Origin of the sequence: Bacillus sp. FSL W8-0116 (assembly GCF_038003825.1) — a bacterium.
GTDB classification, from domain to species: domain Bacteria; phylum Bacillota; class Bacilli; order Bacillales; family DSM-4216; genus Bacillus_O; species Bacillus_O smithii.
Window position 1 is genome coordinate 135,929 of record NZ_JBBOPY010000001.1, and the last position, 19,853, is coordinate 155,781.

At 40.0% G+C, this 19,853-nt stretch carries 20 protein-coding genes, 1 tRNA gene, 1 pseudogene and 1 other annotated feature (1 of these 23 cut by a window edge); of the genes and pseudogenes, 14 read left to right on the forward strand and 8 right to left on the reverse strand.

All coding sequences use genetic code 11. From position 1 onward, the window contains the following. Nucleotides 1-18, forward strand: a binding site (T-box leader); it begins 202 nt to the left of the window's first position. A 46-nt stretch (nt 19-64) separates the two neighbouring features. The 3 genes from proB (at nt 65) to N1I86_RS00585 (ending at nt 4,488) form a co-directional block, all read left to right on the forward strand. Beyond that, on the forward strand, nt 65-1,189 hold the full coding sequence (proB, locus tag N1I86_RS00575) for a glutamate 5-kinase (protein WP_270583644.1): 1,125 nt from the start codon (nt 65-67) through the stop codon (nt 1,187-1,189). A gap of 38 nt (nt 1,190-1,227) precedes the next feature. After that, nucleotides 1,228-2,475 (forward strand): glutamate-5-semialdehyde dehydrogenase, encoded by a 1,248-nt coding sequence (locus N1I86_RS00580; RefSeq protein ID WP_341094411.1) that lies wholly within the window; start codon nt 1,228-1,230, stop codon nt 2,473-2,475. Between the two features lie 447 nt (nt 2,476-2,922). Continuing rightward, the gene (locus N1I86_RS00585; RefSeq protein ID WP_003352938.1) at nt 2,923-4,488 is read left to right on the forward strand and encodes a hypothetical protein; all 1,566 of its coding nucleotides are present in this window, start codon (nt 2,923-2,925) and stop codon (nt 4,486-4,488) included. A 62-nt stretch (nt 4,489-4,550) separates the two neighbouring features. Here N1I86_RS00585 and N1I86_RS00590 read toward each other — a convergent pair whose 3' ends face one another. Further along, the gene (locus tag N1I86_RS00590; RefSeq protein ID WP_003352937.1) at nt 4,551-4,982 is read right to left on the reverse strand and encodes a MarR family winged helix-turn-helix transcriptional regulator; all 432 of its coding nucleotides are present in this window, start codon (nt 4,980-4,982) and stop codon (nt 4,551-4,553) included. Between the two features lie 342 nt (nt 4,983-5,324). On the opposite strand from N1I86_RS00590, the gene N1I86_RS00595 reads away from it, so the two are divergent. Continuing rightward, entirely contained in the window at nt 5,325-5,894 is a 570-nt protein-coding gene (locus N1I86_RS00595) for a lytic transglycosylase domain-containing protein (protein WP_040340921.1), read from the forward strand. A gap of 106 nt (nt 5,895-6,000) precedes the next feature. Beyond that, on the forward strand, nt 6,001-6,825 hold the full coding sequence (locus tag N1I86_RS00600) for a thermonuclease family protein (RefSeq protein WP_341094414.1): 825 nt from the start codon (nt 6,001-6,003) through the stop codon (nt 6,823-6,825). 1,646 nt (nt 6,826-8,471) lie between these two features. On the opposite strand, the gene N1I86_RS00610 is transcribed toward N1I86_RS00600, so the two are convergent. Further along, nucleotides 8,472-8,615, reverse strand: coding sequence for a small acid-soluble spore protein P (locus tag N1I86_RS00610; RefSeq protein ID WP_003352931.1), 144 nt, complete (start codon nt 8,613-8,615; stop codon nt 8,472-8,474). A 117-nt stretch (nt 8,616-8,732) separates the two neighbouring features. On the opposite strand from N1I86_RS00610, the gene N1I86_RS00615 reads away from it, so the two are divergent. Then, nucleotides 8,733-8,993, forward strand: a complete 261-nt coding sequence (locus tag N1I86_RS00615; RefSeq protein WP_003352930.1) for a hypothetical protein — start codon at nt 8,733-8,735, stop codon at nt 8,991-8,993. 87 nt (nt 8,994-9,080) lie between these two features. Here N1I86_RS00615 and sspO read toward each other — a convergent pair whose 3' ends face one another. Continuing rightward, a complete protein-coding gene (gene sspO / locus N1I86_RS00620; protein WP_048623370.1) occupies nt 9,081-9,230 on the reverse strand; it encodes a small acid-soluble spore protein O in 150 nt (49 codons plus the stop codon). 262 nt (nt 9,231-9,492) lie between these two features. Between sspO and N1I86_RS00625 the strand changes: the two are divergent. After that, a pseudogene (locus N1I86_RS00625) lies at nt 9,493-10,026 on the forward strand (N-acetylmuramoyl-L-alanine amidase family protein); the annotation flags it as partial. Nucleotides 10,027-10,251: 225 nt separating this feature from the next. Here the strand turns inward: N1I86_RS00625 and N1I86_RS00630 are convergent. Further along, a tRNA-Arg gene (locus N1I86_RS00630) sits at nt 10,252-10,325 on the reverse strand. 300 nt (nt 10,326-10,625) lie between these two features. Further along, the gene (locus tag N1I86_RS00635; RefSeq protein ID WP_003352927.1) at nt 10,626-11,129 is read right to left on the reverse strand and encodes a DUF1648 domain-containing protein; all 504 of its coding nucleotides are present in this window, start codon (nt 11,127-11,129) and stop codon (nt 10,626-10,628) included. 281 nt (nt 11,130-11,410) lie between these two features. Between N1I86_RS00635 and acnA the strand changes: the two genes are divergently transcribed. The 6 genes from acnA (at nt 11,411) to N1I86_RS00665 (ending at nt 16,160) form a co-directional block, all read left to right on the forward strand. Continuing rightward, a complete protein-coding gene (gene acnA / locus N1I86_RS00640) occupies nt 11,411-14,128 on the forward strand; it encodes an aconitate hydratase AcnA (protein ID WP_003352926.1) in 2,718 nt (905 codons plus the stop codon). Nucleotides 14,129-14,240: 112 nt separating this feature from the next. After that, nucleotides 14,241-14,825, forward strand: a complete 585-nt coding sequence (locus N1I86_RS00645) for a peroxiredoxin family protein (RefSeq protein WP_341094418.1) — start codon at nt 14,241-14,243, stop codon at nt 14,823-14,825. A gap of 84 nt (nt 14,826-14,909) precedes the next feature. Continuing rightward, nucleotides 14,910-15,053: an FbpB family small basic protein gene (locus N1I86_RS00650; RefSeq protein ID WP_003352924.1), complete on the forward strand. Its 144-nt coding sequence runs from the start codon at nt 14,910-14,912 to the stop codon at nt 15,051-15,053. Between the two features lie 59 nt (nt 15,054-15,112). After that, a complete protein-coding gene (locus tag N1I86_RS00655) occupies nt 15,113-15,256 on the forward strand; it encodes an acid-soluble spore protein N (RefSeq protein WP_040340887.1) in 144 nt (47 codons plus the stop codon). A gap of 38 nt (nt 15,257-15,294) precedes the next feature. After that, complete coding sequence (tlp, locus tag N1I86_RS00660; RefSeq protein ID WP_003352922.1) at nt 15,295-15,525, forward strand: small acid-soluble spore protein Tlp; 231 nt, start codon at nt 15,295-15,297, stop codon at nt 15,523-15,525. 332 nt (nt 15,526-15,857) lie between these two features. Continuing rightward, on the forward strand, nt 15,858-16,160 hold the full coding sequence (locus N1I86_RS00665; protein ID WP_003352921.1) for a hypothetical protein: 303 nt from the start codon (nt 15,858-15,860) through the stop codon (nt 16,158-16,160). A gap of 71 nt (nt 16,161-16,231) precedes the next feature. Here the strand turns inward: N1I86_RS00665 and N1I86_RS00670 are convergent, their stop codons facing one another. The 3 genes from N1I86_RS00670 to plsY form a co-directional block, all read right to left on the reverse strand. Continuing rightward, nucleotides 16,232-16,528 carry a HesB/YadR/YfhF family protein gene (locus N1I86_RS00670; protein WP_341094422.1) on the reverse strand — a complete coding sequence of 99 codons (297 nt, stop codon included), beginning with the start codon at nt 16,526-16,528 and terminating at the stop codon, nt 16,232-16,234. 180 nt (nt 16,529-16,708) lie between these two features. Continuing rightward, nucleotides 16,709-18,361 (reverse strand): IS1182 family transposase, encoded by a 1,653-nt coding sequence (locus N1I86_RS00675; protein WP_341094424.1) that lies wholly within the window; start codon nt 18,359-18,361, stop codon nt 16,709-16,711. Between the two features lie 156 nt (nt 18,362-18,517). Continuing rightward, on the reverse strand, nt 18,518-19,099 hold the full coding sequence (gene plsY, locus N1I86_RS00680; RefSeq protein ID WP_040340886.1) for a glycerol-3-phosphate 1-O-acyltransferase PlsY: 582 nt from the start codon (nt 19,097-19,099) through the stop codon (nt 18,518-18,520). A gap of 283 nt (nt 19,100-19,382) precedes the next feature. On the opposite strand from plsY, the gene N1I86_RS00685 reads away from it, so the two are divergent. Continuing rightward, complete coding sequence (locus tag N1I86_RS00685) at nt 19,383-19,793, forward strand: CoA-binding protein (RefSeq protein WP_048623364.1); 411 nt, start codon at nt 19,383-19,385, stop codon at nt 19,791-19,793. Nucleotides 19,794-19,853: the final 60 nt, after the last annotated feature.

Consider the following 19,853-nt stretch of genomic DNA (forward strand, 5'->3'; position numbering starts at 1 on the left):
AGCCATTCCGTCCTTTTAAAGGACAGAATGGCTTTTTGATTTTTGCGGATTGGAGGGAGAACTCGTGCGAAAAAAACGGATTGTGGTGAAAATCGGAAGCAGTTCATTAACGAACGCTATGGGCGGTATTTGCCGGGAAAAACTGGCGGACCATGTTAGGGCATTAGCAAAATTAAAACAACAAGGCCATGAAGTGGTGCTGATTTCGTCCGGTGCGGTTGCAGCCGGTTTTACTGCGTTGAACTATCCCACCCGGCCGGTTTCAATAAAAGGAAAACAAGCAGCGGCGGCTGTCGGGCAAGGACTGCTTATGCAGGCTTATACAGAGGAATTCAAAAAATATCACATGGTGGCCGCCCAGATGCTGTTAACGAGAAGTGATTTTTCCAGAAAACAGCAGTACAGCAATGCTTATGAAACATTGACGGAACTACTCGACCGCTCGGTTTTGCCGATTATCAATGAAAATGATTCGGTTTCCATTGAAGAGTTGACTTTTGGGGACAATGATATGTTGTCTGCTCTAGTCAGCGGTTTGATACATGCTGATTTTCTCATTATCTTGACGGACATTAACGGATTATATGATAAAAATCCGCGCGAAGATCCAACAGCCAAAAAATATTACTACTTGCCAGCCATTACCGATGAGATTCTTGATTTAGCCGATACCTCCGGATCCAAGTTCGGTACCGGGGGAATGAAGTCGAAAATCGATGCGGCGAAAACAGCTCTTTCTCTCGGAGTCAGTTTATTTATCGGTACAGGAACAGGAGAAAACAAACTAGTGGATATATTAGAAGGCAAGGGAGACGGGACGTATATCGGCTATACTCCACGAAAAGGAATGACAGCAAATAAGCAATGGATTGCCATTCATTCTTTCGTAAAAGGGCAAGTCGAAATTGATCAAGGAGCGGCTGAAGCTCTTTTGGATCAAGGGAAAAGTCTATTGCCTGCCGGAGTGACGGCAGTGAACGGAAGCTTTCGCGCGGGCGATGTGATTGAAGTGGTGAATCCTCGCGGTGAAGTGCTTGGAAAAGGACAAGTGAATTATGATTCCTCAGAATTGCAAGAAATAAAAGGAAAACATAGCGACGAAATCAAACAAAAGTATAACCGCGATCATTGTGAGGTCATTCACCGTGATAACTGGGTGTCTCTAGCTCATTCGAACCGATCACGTTGAAAAATTTGGTAAAAAAGGGTAAGGAGGAGTACGAAACGATGACGGAGTTGCTGGAAAAAGCGAAAAAGGCCAAGCAAGCTTCTGCTGAGCTAGCCAGTAAAACAACAAAACAAAAAAATGAAGCGTTAGCTGCTATTTCGAAACAACTAATAGAAGAAATATCCTTTATTCTTGAGGAAAATAAAAAAGACGTTGAGAGCGCTCATGCCAAAGGTATGACAGAGGCATTGATTGATCGCTTGACTCTCAATGAGAAAAGGATTCAAGATATGGCGGACGGCATCCGTCAACTCATTGATTTAAAAGATCCTGTAGGGGAAATTTTGGATAGTTGGGAACGGCCCAATGGACTGCAAATCAAAACAGTGAGAGTTCCACTTGGTGTGGTGGGGATGATTTATGAGGCACGTCCAAATGTGACCGTGGATGCGGCCACACTATGCTTAAAGACAGGAAATGCGGTGATACTGCGAGGCAGTTCATCCGCTCAACATTCCAACATAGCGATTAGTGATTGCATTAGACGAGCCCTTGAAGGAACGGAAATTCCTGCGGATGCTGTTCAATTGTTGGAAGATACTTCAAGAGAAACCGCTCAGCAATTATTTACACTCACGGAATATTTAGATGTGTTGATTCCTCGCGGCGGAAAAAATTTGATCCAATCCGTCGTGGAACAAGCTTCTGTTCCAGTGCTAGAAACAGGTGTCGGAAATTGCCACATTTACATTGATGAATCAGCTGATAAAGAAATGGCCATTGATATCGTCATTAACGCCAAAACTCAACGACCTTCCGTCTGCAATGCGGCGGAGAAGGTTCTCGTCCATGAAAACTGGGCTGCAAAGTATTTTGCGGAACTTGCCAAACGTCTTCAAGATCATGAAGTCGAAGTACGAGGAGATCAAAAAGCCCAACAACTGGCCGTCGGACTGAAGCCTGCAACTGAGGAAGATTGGTCGACCGAGTATTTGGATAAAATTATAGCTGCCAAAATCGTTTCTTCGGTAGAGGAAGCCATTGAACACATTAACCAATATGGAACGAAACATTCAGAAGCCATCATTACAGCTGACGATCAAAATGTAGCGAAATTTTTCAATGAAGTGGATGCAGCAGCTCTTTATCACAATGCTTCCACTCGATTTACAGATGGATTTGAATTCGGGTTTGGTGCTGAAATTGGCATCAGCACGCAAAAATTGCACGCAAGGGGACCAATGGGACTAAAGGCTTTAACGACAACGAAATACTTGATTTATGGAAACGGCCAAATTAGAAACTAATGTGCGAGCATGATGGCCGACAACATACGTACCCGTTAAGAGATGACAAAGAATCCGAATCGGTAAAATCGAAAATAAATAGGTAGAAATTGAAACGAAAAGGATGAAAAAATCAGGCATTTTAGGTAAGATTTCGTAAACACGACTGATTCTAAAGATCTTTTATGCAAGATATCTATTGTTCAGTAGGAAAAAAAGGGGTAAAATCCTTATGGCTGTATCTAACATATATAATAAGCCATAAGGATTTTTCCATTTCAATCGCATGAGGAAATGAAGCTTATCGTGCTTCTCTTAAAACGTATAGAATAAGCTACAGTGGAATCATTTATTATCAAGTAACAAAGCCGGATGGAAAATGGAGAAAGAGATTTCCTTATTCATGATCAGGAAGATCGTTTATAATAGAACTACAAAAAGAACAGCCGCAGTAAAGAGGGGGAGACTATGGACGGATCATTTCTGGCGCGTTCGCTCAGCTCTTTAAAAGGCGATGAGTTGCGTTATCTTTATATTCTTTTTTGCAAAACGAATATTTGGGACATTGTATCCAATAAAACAAAAGATTGGTTATCAAGAGATCATCAAGATCATTTTTTCAAATATATAGAAACGGAAACAAAGAATTGCGCTCCTCTAAGCGAGGATGAGTTGCGTCTTGCTATTTTTTTGCAGTTATTAAAAGTGTTAAAGATTAAAGGTGGACGATTTCACACGGTCTTTGAAATTACAAAAGGATTCGACCAAGTGATTGAAGAGACGTTCCAACTCCTTTCCAAGAAGAACCGGGATTTTTCTGCGTTTGCCAAACAGCATCACTTGGAAAGCCAGCTTGGGATGATCGTGAGTTGGCAATTTAGTCAGCTGTTAAAAGATTTTCACAGGAGGTTGAATGAAGACTCAACCGAATGGCATCAAACGATTGCAGATACACTGAATTCTTTGCCCATAAACGAAAGGCAGCAGTTAAAGTCTGTCATGATGATCGATCAGTTCGATTCAGAACAGATACGCCGATGGATAGAGAATGAAGGGATTGTTCAGTTGGTCAACGCTTTAACTTCCGTATCCGGCTATTCATATTTTGGGGAGTTTTTGCAAAGATTTCGGGAGCTGCGATCATTTTCCAACACGGCTTTTAGCCAATTGACAACGGATCCGCTTCTATTCTTTTTGCTTAGTCCGGACTTTTTATATTCGCTTCTCTTTGGACCTAAACTTGTTCCGTTTCGTTATCAGCATTTATTGTTTTCAAACGAATTGGTTCCTTTTGTCCTGTTGGAAATAATGTTGCATGGTTTAGAAGCCCCATATTCTCAATTGGCTGATGTTCAGAATACAGCCGATGTTTGGAGCAAACGATACAGAAATTACATTTCTTTGCTTTTACAATTGGAAAAAAATCGGAGTGAGCAGGAACAGTATAAGAAAGAACGGAACGATTTGGAGAGTGAGCGTTCAACCATCTTAACGATGAAAAAAGAAAGTGAAACCTATCTTTCGATCGCAAAAGAAAAACTAAAAAACCAACTAATTGCTGATGAAAATCGTCCTTATTTTGGCGATACGACTGTTGAATACTATCGAATCAAAGAAAAAATGGAAAACATCGACAAGAAGCTGGAGCAAAAGAAAGCGGGTGCAAAAGGAGTGGTCAAGTCCGTAGCTTCTTTTCTCCAATCAAGTTTTTATTTAACTGAAAAGGCACAGTGGGAGAAGAAGTTAAATAAAATATTTGATGAAATGACAGAGTTGACTATTTCGAAATATCCCGACTATGATCCAGTTCTAACACAAGAAATTGAACACTCTGCCTTAAAGAGGGATGAATGTGAAAAACAGCTGACAGAGGCTGAAAAGAAATTGACAGAAGTAGAGCAGCGCATTTCCCAATTAAAGAAAGAAGAACGAGAATTGTTGGCGCGAAAAGAAGAAGCCGAAAAAGAGACGTATGGCCTTAAACAGCTAGGAAAGGACAGGAATCCTAATCTTGCACTTTCTCGAAAACGATAAAGCGGTTCCTGCATAACTACCAAAAATGGTGATCGCGGGAACCGCTCCGTTTGAACAACCGATTATTTTTGTTTTTCCAAAAATGACAGTAATTTTCCATAGACAGAGTTTAATACTTTATGCTCTTCTTTTGTCAGCTGTTGAAAAAGTTGCAAATACATTTTTTGTCCCATTTTCATGGCTTCCAAAAGTAAATCTTCTCCAGATTGGTTGATCGCTAAATAAACAATTCTCCTATCTTTTTCATCTGAAATTCGTTCCGCTACTCCGGCTTCGATTAATTTATTGGCGATATTGGTCATGGCTCCTGGTGTAAATCCAAGCCGCGTAGCAAGGTCCGATTGTTTTCTTGGCCCTTTTTCCCACAGCTCCGCTAAAACGAGGATTTGAGAAATGCTGATGTTTTTTGGAAACATTTGATTCCAATAAATTAATAATCGGTTGTTCAATAGTTCCATTGTGTGTATAAATGAAAATATGTTCCCTTTTTCCATCCTTATCAATCCTTTTCATTACGCGCTGTATTTCTATTCATAAGATCACCGTTGGTTTTCCGAAAGAGAAAAGAGGTTTATATGCCTTGTGCTCAAAAAGAAGGCGAAATTCTTCCCATGAGCAGTATACATGGAAACAACAAGAAAAATCAATTTACTCTTGGAAAGGATTGGAGAAAAGTTTTGCTTTTTATTGGCAAAATTTCCACCTTACCTTTAACTTGTACAAAGACTATCAGCCCATTACTTTCTAATGTTTTAAAAAAACTCACTTGCATCCATTCCAATTTATCCATAATATAGACATGGATATCACTTTTGAATTGGGTGACAAGTACAGTGATGAAAAAAGCGTTCATTTGGTTTCTTTTTCCATTTATTATTTTGGTCGGTTTCGTGACTTATAAATGGACAAATGGAAAGATTGAGGAAAATGTGAGCATACCGAAGGAATATATTCCGATATATAAAGCTGCGGCACAAAAATACGGGGTGCCTTGGGAGCTTTTAGCTGCACACCATCGAGTGGAAACGAAGTTTTCTAAAGGTCCGTTAGTTTCTCCTGCAGGTGCTGAAGGCCCAATGCAATTCATGCCATGCACGTTTGTGGGGTGGAAATATCCTGGCTGCGAAGGGAAAGGAAAAGGCAAAATTCCTGAAAAAGATAAAACCAACCCGGCTGTCATAAAAAAATACGGCGGCTATGGTGTGGATGCCAACGGAGACGGCAAGGCGGATCCTTTTGATCTTGAAGATGCAGTATTTAGCGCAGCCAATTATTTAGCACGAAACGGGGCGGCTAATGGACATTGGAAGAAAGCGGTCTACGCTTATAACCATAGTGAGCAATATGTAGAAGAAGTACTTTTTTACACGAATAAATATAAAATGACTGAATCTACAAGCTTTTGAGTTTACATAACTTTTTTATTTGGTAAGATGATACTGTTTTGCCGTTCCCCTTTTCATTTTGCCATCAACAGAGAGAGTTTCATCAATAGATTAGGGAGAGAAGAATATGAAAAAGTGGTTCGCTATCTTTAGTATGTGCGTACTTATTTTGTCTGGCTGTTCGTCAACCGGCGGTCAGCAAAATAAGCATTCATCAACAACAACAAACGAATCTGCTTCTAATGAAGCAGCATCCGATCAGCAGTCGAAAAAAGCCTATGCCGGAACAAATAAATCTGATGTAAAAGGGATACGTGCTGTTGTAGTGCGTGTAGTAGACGGTGATACATTTGTGGCTCGGATGGCAAACGGAAAAGAAGAACGGGTACGGATGATTTTAGTTGATACACCGGAAACGAAACATCCTAGACTAGGGGTTCAACCGTTTGGCCCGGAAGCCTCCGCCTTTACAAAATCACAATTGACCGGTAAAACCGTTACGCTGGAGTTTGATGTTCAAGAAAGGGACAAGTACGGCAGGCTTCTGGCTTACGTGTGGTTAAATCATCAAAATTACAATAAACTGCTGATTGAAAAGGGCCTCGCCCGCGTGGCAGTCTTTCCGCCTAATACAAAATATGTCGATGAATTTAGAGCTGCACAAGCAGTCGCGCAAAGAGAGAAGAAAGGAATCTGGTCTATTGAAAATTATGTAACGGACCATGGATATAATTCGAATGGAAAGGAACAAAATTCATTAACAGGTACAGAGAAATCGTTAACACAAGACCATTCCAAAGGAAGCTGCAATATTAAAGGGAACATCTCCAGTTCCGGTAAAAAAATATACCATATGCCTGGCGATGAATATTATGATGAAACGAAACCGGAAAAAATGTTCTGTTCCCGTGAAGAAGCGGAAGCTGCAGGATTTCGTCCTTCTCAGCGGTAACGTCCAACGTCATCAACTTGGATATAAGAAAGCTGCGCCCATTTGAGGGTGCAGCTTTCTTATATGTGCGCCCGGCATGTACATGAACTATAGGGTGTAAGTCCCGAACCCCGAAGACAGAAGTAGAGGTTAGCCAAGAGCAAGGGTGTCCGTGGTGACGCGGAATCTGAAGGAAGCTGGAGGCAAAACACCGGTCCGAGGAACACGAACCTCATATAAGGCTAGGTATGATGGAGTGAGTTTGCATAACAAAACAAAGCTCTTTCTGTCGAAGGTCATATCGAGTAAATGAGGCGGATAGATGGTGTGAAAGTGCATGTACTTACCCGGGGAGGTCTGGCGGATAGGTGAAGTACTCTTCATAACCTACTTAGTGATAAGTAGCTGAACCGTCAGAAGTCAGCAGAGGTCATAGTATTAGTTGGTCTAGAACAACTAAGAAGGACCGAACAATTAAGAGAGAATAGCCCTTGGTATTCAGTGAGTCATGATGAACACAGAAAACGTAGTACCTCACTTGAGGGAGGAAGCGGTGAATCCCGTGGGAGACCTCTTGGAGGGTGGAGTGACCACTGGCATAAAGAGAACAGCTATTCACGGAAGTTATAAAGACTTGCGTCAATGATCTTAATTGAACCGCCGTATACGGAACCGTACGTACGGTGGTGTGAGAGGACGGGAGTTAATCGCTCCCTCCTACTCGATTGAAATATTGTTTGTGATTTCTCTTTTCCTTCTACATCTGTATCTCTTGTTTCTGAAGTATTGAATCTTTTAGGAATTTATTTTTCAAACAACGTAGAACGATTAGAAAGATAGACGGATAAGATATAAGGGGATGATTGAACCGTGTTCCGTGATTCGTCTAAAGAAAAAAATAGATGCAAAGAAATTCTTTTAGCAAGATGGTTTGAGATTTTTATCGATGAGCTAATTCTTCATTCTTAGAGATTAAATGACGAGATTCACAACAGCTAAAATAATAAATGGCGATCCAAACGAATGAGGCAAAACTATGCCATTTTCCTAAATTCATCTAGTTTACCAGAAAAAGAAAGGAAGAAGAGCGAGTCCAACGATTGCACCTAATGCAATTCCAACGCCGAAACCACCCCATCCTCCACCATAGCCATATCCCCAACCGTAACCATAACCTCCGAAACGAATAAAACGACCTCTAGAAAAAGGATGGATGAATACTCTCTCACGATGAACGCGATGAATGATTCCTTCGTGTATCCTACCATCGCGAGTTCTTATGCGAACAGCTCTCCCCCTATGCTTTTGACATAAGCGCTTAGTTTACTTCTGCACGATATACCTGATCACCCAATAGCATTTTCAACGTCAAAAGAACAGCAGGTAATCGAATTCTTTATATAGTATGAAAAAAATGCAAAATAGAAAAAATAGGCTTTTTTGAAAAAGAAAACATTCTGATTCTTATAAAAAGAACTATAAAAAGAACTCATAAAAAATTCCGATGTACAGCCAACGGACCTTCCGGAATCTTTCTTGAAAAGATGGATGTGGATAAAAAGTTATCGATAAAATTATTATGTAAACTAAATACCCGAAAAAAGTACTCATTCAAATAGAATGAACAATAAGTTTTAAAAACACGCCGGGGTCACCGGCGTGTTTACTTACATTCCGTGGCCGGGATTATGTTTTTGACGGGTATGGTTTCTGTTTTTGACTTTATGGGAACCGCTTAATGGTTCAGGCTGACCAGTGTGGTGCCCTTTTGGAGCGTTTTTTCTCATATCTTTCCCATCGTTTTTGTTCATTTTTATATCCCTCCTTGCTATACCTTATTGTGTGCGATTATTCAAAACAAACACCGAATAATTAGTTGTTTTTGACACAGAATAAAAATGATTCTTCAATGAAGGAGTTGCTCCATCATGCCTTATCAAAAAAGTAAGCAGAGAGCGTTTCAAGATGCAGAACAGAGAGTTTCTGAAGTCGAAAAAGCATCTCTGGAACTTGAAATCGATTCCGCTGATTTTGGTTCCCAATTATCTCATTTAAAAAATGAGGTAAACAAAGCTTATCAGCAAGTTGAAAATGCTTTAGAAACCGCAACGGAAACTCAAAGAAGGCAATTGGAAAAATACCATGCAGTTTTAACGGATATTGTGGAAAAAGTAAATGAATATGAATAAACAAACATCGCCAACATAGGCGATGTTTGTTTGTCTCGACCATCCCTTTTGGTTTGATTGAGAAGATATCGTCGTCAGTGTGAAATTTTATTGGTTTTTCTTTCTTTTTTTATTGTTTTGTCTTTGTTGTTCCGTCAGTGGTTCGTTGGAGGACCCTTCGTTGTATCCAGCTCCATCTCCTTGTGATTTGGATGCATTCATTCCGGGAATGACATGGTTTGCTTTTCTTTTGGTCATATGGTGCACCTCCTTATAACTAGCTTGTGGACCCTTGCTGCAAGATATAATTGGAATATTTTAATGTTTGATATCAGAATGTTCTGTTTTTTATCGGCATTCATTTTTTGATGATGACCGTAACGTTACGTTGAGAAATTCCGTATTTATATAGCAGAACGCATTGGTCAGCTTTTTAAAGTCCTTCACTGACGAGTTATATATCCTAAACAACCTTGAGAGATAGCTGGAAAGGTTGAATATCTAAAGGAGGGGATGAAGCATGTTTAAACTTTTTTTAGATCCAGGACATGGGGGAAAAGACTCTGGAGCAACGGGAAACGGCCTTATGGAAAAAAATATTACACTAAAAATTTGTCAACTGATTCGAGACAGACTGCAGAACGATTATGAAGGAATTGCCATTCTCATGAGCCGTTCAGGGGATTCTTATCCGACATTGACTGCCAGAACAGAGAAAGCCAACGCTTGGGGGGCAGACTTTTATTTATCTGTTCACGTTAATTCCGGAGGAGCAACAGGATTCGAATCTTTTATCTATCCGGGCGTCGGACAACCTACCACTTCGTATCAAAATACCATTCATCAAGAAATTATAAAAGCAACAGGGTTCTATGATCGAGGGAAAAAGCAGGGGGACTTTCATGTTCTTCGCGAAAGCCGAATGCCGGCGCTTTTAACGGAAAACGGCTTTATTGATAATACTGAAGATGCGACAAAGCTGAAAGATCCCAGCTTTATTGAAAAAATAGCAAAAGGTCATGTTCAGGGGATTGTAAAGATCGCCAACTTAAAACCTATAACACCAAAGGATTCTGCTGGTTAATCGGCTATGGCCGATAAAGCGCTTAGCAGCACGTATTAAAGATCATGTCATCCATTGAATGATTGTTGCTTAACAAGATAGGACCGTTTTAGACTACTGCAAATCATTAAGCGAAACAGGGAGGCTGTCTCGATTTTTGACAACCTCCCTGTCTCTATTCCTTTCATACAATTGTGAATATGAATCATGAAAAAACGTCCCGGGCGAGATTCGAACTCGCGACCTACAGCTTAGGAGGCTGCCGCTCTATCCTGCTGAGCTACCGGGACACTGATAAAAATTATAAGGTGAATTAGAACGAAGGTCAATAACTTTATCAAAATAAGTTGGAGAATAAGGAGAAAAGTAGATGACCGTGTAATCTTTTCCATGGCAAGTTTCTTATTTGCAGAATAAACATCGTTTTAATATATGTCTTGTGGGAATTGATGATCGTATCCAATTTCCATTTTTGATGCTTCCTTTAAGCCATGTTTCGATCATAATCCAGTGGCGAAGAAAACCAAGACGGGTTCAAAAAAATAATTATATTTGAAAAGAAAAAGATCAAACCATCCAATCTTAGACCATTATTGTAAACGGAATGACCTTATGATAAAAAATCCGATCGAACCGAAAAGGATGATAAGAAATATAGGTAAATCCCAAGTTTCTAAAACGACATCCCGTCCATAGGCAATGTTCACATCTTTCCAACTGCAATAAGCGATATAAAGGAGTATTTCATTTTTTACAACGTTGATCATAGTACTTGCATTTTTGTATTGCCTTTTTATATTTTCTTCCGTTAAAACAACCAAGTAATTATAAAGATGTGGGAATTTTTCGGGAATCGTAAGCCCCATCCATAAAACGGCGCCTGTAATCGGGAGGAAAAAAATGGCCTCTTTGCTGCCCCATTTGTCTATTTCTCCGACCAAGTTATAATGAATTGGAACTCGATTCGGCAAGGAAGACCAGTGCATGAATAAGTGTATAACACTTCCGATGTACACTAATAATGAAATGATGTTTAGAACGTTTTCTAATGGCTTCTTTTTTAATTTTAATGCAGGACGCTTTCGAATTTCCATTTTGATCGCCTCCGATGTTTATGGTTAACTAATTAAAATACGGGCAATGACCGTTAAAGTTTCAAGAGAAATTTGAAAAATGAAGAGAAAAAAATGATGCCTATGATGGGCATTCATATCGACACAATTTGTCGATATAAGGAAAACTTATGAAAAACAATAACATTCTTGTTATTTACTTATGTTAGCGCTTGTATTAAGATGAACATATAAGAAAAGTTTGAATTTCCATTCAAACTTTTCGCTGCATAGTCTTACATAACAGAAGAGGGGGAATTGGGATGACAAACGACGTTTTTAACGCTCGTTCATCATTCGAAGTGAATGGTAAACGATATCATTATTATCGTCTAGCGGCTTTAAAGGATGCCAATGTGGCAGATGTCAGCCGCTTGCCATATTCGATCAAAGTATTATTAGAATCTGTTCTCCGCCAATATGATGGCAGAGTCATTAAAAAAGAACATATTGAAAATTTGGCGAAATGGGGTTCAAAAGACGTAGAGGGCGGAGAAGTTCCGTTCAAACCATCCCGCGTTATTTTGCAAGATTTTACAGGTGTACCAGCGGTTGTAGACCTGGCTTCATTGCGTAAAGCGATGAGCGATATGGGTGGAAAACCAGAAATGATCAATCCGGAAATTCCGGTGGATCTTGTCGTTGACCATTCTGTTCAAGTCGACAAATATGGAACTTCTGACGCTTTGGAAAAAAACATGGAATTGGAATTTGAACGAAATGCTGAACGATACCAATTCTTAAACTGGGCACAAAAGGCCTTTAAAAACTATCGTGCAGTTCCGCCGGCAACCGGGATTGTCCACCAAGTAAACCTTGAATATCTTGCAAGTGTGGTTCACGTAAAAGAAACAAGCCCGAACGAATATGAAACTTATCCAGATACTCTAGTAGGTACGGATTCCCATACAACCATGATCAACGGACTTGGTGTATTGGGATGGGGCGTAGGTGGTATCGAAGCAGAAGCTGGTATGCTTGGACAACCTTCTTATTTCCCAATTCCTGAAGTCATTGGTGTCAAATTAACAGGAGAACTGCCAAACGGTTCGACTGCGACAGACTTGGCGTTAAAAGTGACTCAAGTACTTCGTCAAAAAGGCGTGGTAGGAAAATTTGTTGAATTCTTCGGTCCGGGTGTTTCTAAGCTGCCGCTTGCCGACCGTGCTACCATTGCCAATATGGCGCCTGAATATGGGGCAACATGCGGATTCTTCCCGGTAGATGACGAATCGTTAAGCTATCTTCGCTTGACTGGACGCGAAGAAGAACATGTCCAAATTGTTGAAAAATACTTAAAAGAAAATGATATGTTCTTTAATCCTAAAGAAGATCCAATCTACACAGACGTAGTAGAAATCAATCTTTCTGAAATTGAGTCGAATTTGTCGGGTCCAAAACGCCCACAAGACTTAATTCCGCTTTCAAAAATGCAATCTTCTTTCCGTCAAGCCGTTACAGCACCACAAGGCACTCAAGGTTTCGGGTTGACGGAAAAAGAATTTGATAAAGAAGCCGTGGTGAAGTTCGAAAACGGCGAAGAAGTGACTATGAAAACGGGAGCAGTGGCGATTGCAGCTATCACTTCCTGTACCAATACATCTAACCCTTATGTATTGATCGGTGCCGGATTGGTGGCAAAAAAAGCCGTTGAAAAAGGGCTGAATGTACCGAAATATGTCAAAACTTCTTTAGCTCCTGGATCTAAAGTGGTAACTGGTTATTTACGCGACTCCGGCTTGCTAAGCTATCTTGAAAAAATCGGATTTAACCTTGTTGGTTACGGATGTACAACGTGTATCGGCAACTCCGGACCGCTTCTTCCGGAAATTGAAAAAGCAATTACGGATTCTGACCTCTTCGTGACATCTGTATTGTCCGGAAACCGCAACTTTGAAGGTCGTATTCATCCGCTTGTAAAAGCAAACTATCTTGCTTCGCCTCCATTAGTTGTGGCTTACGCACTTGCCGGAACAGTGGATATCGACTTGCAAAACGACCCAATCGGAAAAGACAAAGATGGAAACGATGTATTCTTTAAGGATATCTGGCCTTCTTCCGATGAAATTAAAGAAGTCGTTCAACGTACGGTAACTCCAGAATTGTTCCGTAAAGAATATGAACGTGTTTTCGATGACAACGCCAAATGGAATGCGATTAAAACCAGCAATGAACCACTTTATAATTGGGATCCAAATTCGACTTACATTCAAAACCCTCCATTCTTTGAAGGGCTTTCTGAAAATCCTGAAGAAATTAAACAGCTTACAGGTTTGCGTGTAGTCGGAAAATTCGGCGACTCCGTTACAACAGACCATATTTCGCCTGCAGGAGCCATTGGCGTGAATACTCCGGCAGGAAAATATTTACGCTCCAAAGGCGTAGAACCGCGCAATTTCAACTCGTACGGCTCCAGACGTGGCAACCATGAAGTCATGATGCGTGGAACATTTGCCAATATCCGCATCCGCAACCAAATCGCTCCTGGAACGGAAGGCGGATTTACGACTTATTGGCCGACAGGAGAAGTAATGCCAATTTATGATGCATGCATGAAATATCAACAAGACGGAACGGGTCTAGTCGTTCTCGCCGGAAAAGACTATGGAATGGGTTCTTCCCGTGACTGGGCAGCAAAAGGTACGAAACTTTTAGGAATTAAAACCGTTATCGCTGAAAGCTATGAACGTATTCACCGTTCTAACCTTGTGATGATGGGTGTTCTCCCTCTTCAATTCAAACAAGGTGAAAATGCGGAAGTTCTTGGCTTAACCGGTAAAGAAACGATCGATGTTCATATCGACGATAATGTCAAACCTCATGACATTATTAAAGTAACGGCAACGGACGAAAACGGCAATAAGAAAGAATTCGAAGTGATGGTTCGTTTTGATTCAGAAGTAGAACTTGACTATTACCGTCACGGCGGAATTTTACAAATGGTTCTTCGTCGCAAATTTGAACAATTAAAACATGCGTAATCCTTCTTAAAAAGAGGTTGACAAAATTTTGTCAGCCTCTTTTTCTTTGTCTTCTAACATTTATGGACAGGCATATAATAGGACAAAGCATATTCGAAAGGAATGTGTCAGCATGATCAAAATAAAATGGGGAGTCCTATTGATTGCTTGTCTTCTGCTGATGGTTGCGAGCCAGCAATTGAAAGCCGATCCATTTCCGCAAAATGCAAAGAGAGAAGGAAATAATCAATCCAATCTAATGGAAAAGACAGGCAGACAAGATCATCGTGAAAAGAAAGGGGATCGTCTTCCTGGTTTAAAAATAGGTGAAAACGCACCGGATTTTACGCTGCCGACTTTAAAGGGTGATCGGATACGCTTAAAAGAGCGAAAAGGACAAAAGATTATCATCAACTTTTGGGCTACGTGGTGTCCACCTTGTAAAGAAGAAATTCCGGTTTTGCAGAGATTTTATGAACAAAATAAAGGATCAGTGGAATTGTTGGCAGTCAATATGGATCCTGAATCAAATATTTCACAGTTTGCCCGGAAATATGGCATATCGTACCCTATTCTTTTAGATCAAGACAGCAAGGTGAATGAAACATATAAAGTAGCGGCTATTCCGACCACTTATGTCATTGATGAAAATGGAGTGATCATCCATAAACATATTGGAAATTTACAGCTTCAGCAAATGATCAATTGGCTAAAATAATAAAAAATTTCGCAAATTTGTTTATACTCTTTCTTCCACTTGGCCATACTAAAAATCAATAGCTCTAACAACGGAGGGAAAACAATGAGAAAAATCAGAAAAAGATCCTTTCATGAATTAGTAAGAGAGAATCGTCAGGCGCTTCTTCATGATCAACAAGCATTGGATAAGATCGAGGAGAGGCTTGAGGCACGACTGGAAATGAGACGAATGGAAAAAGTGGAATAAATTTTTGCGTTATAATCCCCCGGAACAGGAGAAACTTTATGTCAAGGGGGAATTTTTTTATGAGCAATCCACATAAAAAAAGCAAATATTTTGTGCCGGATCATTTAGGCACCCAGCCTCGTGCAGCAGGAGGCAACAAAGGCAAAAAAATGCAAGACAAATCAGGACACCACGCACAAGTGATCCAGACGAAAGGCGAGTAAATCCAGCTCTCAATATATGACGACAAGGAGGATGTTTCATGACCAATCATCGTCCAAATCCAGACGACCGCAGTGACAATGTAGAAAAATTGCAAAACATGATTCATCATACGATTGAAAACATGGAAAGAGCAGAGGAATCAATGGCCTATACAGATTCCGAAGAACAATTAGAAAAAATTAAAGAAAAAAATGAACGCCGTCGTCAAAGCATCGAGGGATTCCGGAATGAAATAAAAGACGAAGCTTCCAATCAGCAAACAGAATAACAAATTTAGGGCTGACTCACTTGAGTCGCCCTTTTCTTATGCCATCAGATGCTGTTTAAAAGCGAATGATTGAGTAATGTGATACAATATCAATGGCTTGAAGTAAGAGTGTTCATGCTTATTTCGGAAAAAAATGAATCGAAATGATTACATACGGGTACACCGCGGAAACGGAAAAAGGGGAAACGTCTCCTTTTACGATGGAATGCTGTTTCTGTAAAGATTAGGTTCTTTCGATTTCGCTGTAAAATGAACATTCCCGAACGACACGAAGCATGAGAACGATCTAAAATGCCTGTCCAAGCAATATCCGTAGGCAAGGAGGGACGGTTATGGCTTTTGGAATCAAAAGGGAAGAACTGTTAAATTGGAAACATCGAATTGAAAATGGCGAAATTGCTTTTTTAACACATTTTTGGTTGGACAGCCGCTTTCCTGATTGTCACAGTGTGACGAAAGTAGGGTGTAATGACCTTGAAAAGTTAGCCAAATGGGGGAATAAATACGGGTTGAAAAAAGAATGGATTCACATTCGACGAGACGGTTACTCCCATTTTGATCTTCTTGGAGAAAAACAAAAAGAAATCCTTCAATCAGAAGGATTGACAGACCATATTCGACATTTTCGCCTTTAGGTTCAACGTTTTCCGTTAATTCTTCCAAGGCGGTCTCTAAAAAAATTCTTTTGGGGCCGCCCCATAATTTTTTACGATTGAGGCGTGTATTGATAAATCGGTTCATCCAATTTTTCGCTATAATCCACATAAAGATCATATTCGTCGAAAAACCAGAGGTCTTTTTCATCTACATAATATATAACCCCATTATATTCTGCTTTGGCTCCAATCTGGATGGGTTCTTCTTTTGAAACTCCCAGTGAAAATCCTTGATGAAGCGGACTGGACCCGCCGTAACGGGCAAAGAATCGTACGAATTCTCCTTTTTTCACGCCAATTTCATCCTCAAACCACTCAATCGCCTTTTTGGATATCTGAATATTCATTTTTCATACACCTCGTTTTGTTTTGGATTAGATCCAATACTTATCTCATAGTTAGTTTACCTTCCTTGTCCAAAAAAGAACAACCAATAAGCACGTCGAAGCTGACCCGTTTCCTTCTACCTCTGTGTAGATATATAATGTCGTAATGGCACTCCCAGAAAAAAAGAGGCTGGGACAAAACTAGCTTCTAGATAGGAAAAAGGAGAATTTGAGCCAACTCAAATTCTCCTTTTTCCATTTATCCCCATTATTTTTGGTTAGTTGATCTTTGTTGGCCGTGTATTTTCGTAAATTCACGGCCATTAAGGCAATGCCCATTTCATTTTCCACTTTCGATTTTCCTCGAACGGAAAATCGAGTGAAACGCAAATTAGCCTTCAAGAATCCAAAAACTGGTTCTACGTCTATTTTACGTTGATGGAAAATAGAACCAGCTTTTTCTTCTGAAAGCTTCGCTCTTACATATTCTTTTTGTTGTTCCCATTTTTCATTCACCATGACCTTTCGGTGATTGCCTTCCTTTGCTTTTGTACATGATGAACGAAATGGACATCCTGAACAGTTTTCACATTCATAGATTTTCAATTCTCGTTTGAAACCGGTCTTATCTGTACGTACAGAACGATAACGGAAGGTTACTCGCTGCTGATTTGGACAAATGTAGGTATCACTTTCTTCGTCGTACATCCAATTGTCTGGATGAAATGGATTTTGTTTATATTTCTTCTTTTGTTCTTTCTCATACATGGTATATGGAATGAGTGCCTCACATTTTCGATTCGAAAGGATGTCTTCATAGTTTTGTTCACTACCATAACCAGCATCTGCGACAATATACTTTGGCAACGGAAAATAATCCTTTTCTATCTTATTCAAGAACGGAATTAATGTGCGTGTATCAGTAGGATTTGGAAAGATGCTATAAGCTAGTGCGTATTGACCTTCTGTTGCGATTTGTACATTGTATCCAGCTTTCAATTGACCGTTTTTCATATAGTCGTCTTTCATTCGCATGAACGTTGCATCTTGATCTGTTTTGGAATAACTGTTCCGTTCCCCCAAGATGTCCAAGTCTTTTTGGTATTTTTGTTTTCGTAGAATGAAGTCTATTAATTGTTTGTACGCTTGTTTTGGATATTTTCGTTCGCTTCTTAATGCTTTTCGTTCTGTGGCATCGGGCGATGTTTCTATCTTTTGGTCATATTCCTTAATGACTTCATCGACTTGTTGCACCATTTGAGCGAGTTCTTCAACGGACAGTTCTCCCTCATTTTCCCGCTCCATTTCAGGGATGATTTCTTTTTCTAATAGTTCGTTGTATAACTGATTGGACTTTTCAATTAAGTTTTGGTTGTATTTTTCAATGGATTTCTTCCATACGAAAGTAAATTTATTGGCATTCGCTTCAATCTTCGTACCATCGATAAAAATGGCTTCTTGATCGATTAACTTTTCTTCCACCAGTTGGCAACGGAATTGGACAAAACATTGACGAATTAATTCTTTTACTTCCGGATGCACACGAAAACGATTGATCGTCCGATAACTTGGTTCATATCCTTGTGCCAACCACATCATTCGTATACTGTCCTTTAATAGCGCTTCAATTTTTCGACCTGAAAAGACAGACTGCGAATAGGCACACAAAATAATTTTTAGCATCATGCGTGGATGATAAGCAGGACAACCTGTATTTCGAAGAAACGGCTGGAAGGCTTCATCTGGAATACTTTCAACTAAATGGTGAATGTGGAAGGCAATATCATTTTCTTGTAATTTTATTTCTAAATCTAGAGGCAAAACTAATTGATTCATGTTATAATATTTAAACATAAGGACCCTTCTTTCTGTTAGTTTTGGTGGTAACTTAATTTTAACAGAAGAGGTCCTTATTTTTTATTGAAAAATGAAGAACAGCCCATGAAATTTCATTCCAAAATTTCATGGGCTGTTTCCATTTTAGAGGGGGTTTTGTCCCAGCCTCTTTTTTCACATCCATTTAATTTTTGGCTCGGTTTTATTCAGAATTCTTTTGACGTTGGCTCGGTGGCGGAAAATAACAAAGGATGCCAAGAACAATACGACAATGATCAAGGGGATATCCCCTTTAAAGAAAGTATAGATCACAGCGATTATGGAAACGATGATGGAGGAAAGCGATACATATTTGGATATGTATAAGCTAATCAAAAAGGCTACGACTAATAATAGGAATAAGACCGGCTCGTACGCCAGCAGTACTCCCCCTGATGTAGCCACTGCTTTTCCTCCTCGAAATCCGGCAAAAACGGGAAAGCTGTGCCCAACGGCAGCTGCCATACCTGCGATCAGAGGATGCAAGTCTGCACCGAACCAGATTGGAAGCAAAGTGGCGAGCGTGCCTTTTAGGATATCAGCGATAATCACGACAGATCCTGCTTTTATTCCAAGTGTGCGGAAAGCGTTGGTTGCTCCTAAATTTCCGCTTCCATGTTCGCGGATATCCACACCATAAAATATCTTTCCCACAATCAAGCCAGATGGAATGGAACCAAGCAGATAAGCTATTAAAATAAAGACTACATATTCCATTCTGGTCATTGCCCCTTTTTCCGAACTATGTTGTTATCGGTTTTTATTTTCTTTATATCCAATTCCTATACAATCGTTGATGAACGCCTAAAAATTTTTGAACAATGCCTTTTCCCGCTGAACAGGACGCCCCAATTGGAAGTTTCACTCTATTTTATCATGGTCGGGATCAATAAAAAAAGATTTTTTTATGAAAAGCAAAAGCTTCAGATGAGCAGGATTTAGATTGAAGAGATAGAATAGAATAAAAAGCTGCATGCAGGCTAAAAAAGGAGGAAACAGTATGATCGAGAATCCATCACGAGAAGAAATTGGAGAAATTTTAAAAAAAGCCAAAAGAATTGCCGTTGTGGGTCTAAGCAATAATCCGAATCGCCCCTCTTATGAAGTAGCGGAAGCGATGCAACAAGCAGGATATGAAATCATTCCCGTAAACCCAGCTGTAGATGAAGTGTTGGGTGTTCAAGCGGTCGACTCTTTAACGGATATTGAAGGGCCGGTTGACATTGTGAATGTTTTCCGTCGATCGGAGGCATTGCCGGAAATTGCGGAAGAATTTACAAAGATTGATTGTCCTGTTTTTTGGGCTCAATTAGGGATCGAAAATGAAGAAGTGTACCGATATTTAAAAGAAAAAGGCTACACCGTTATTATGAATCGCTGTATTAAAATCGAGCATGCCATGACAAAATAAACAACATACCTACCTGGGCAAGGGCCAGTCCTCATATAATGAGGCCTGGCCCTGTATCTG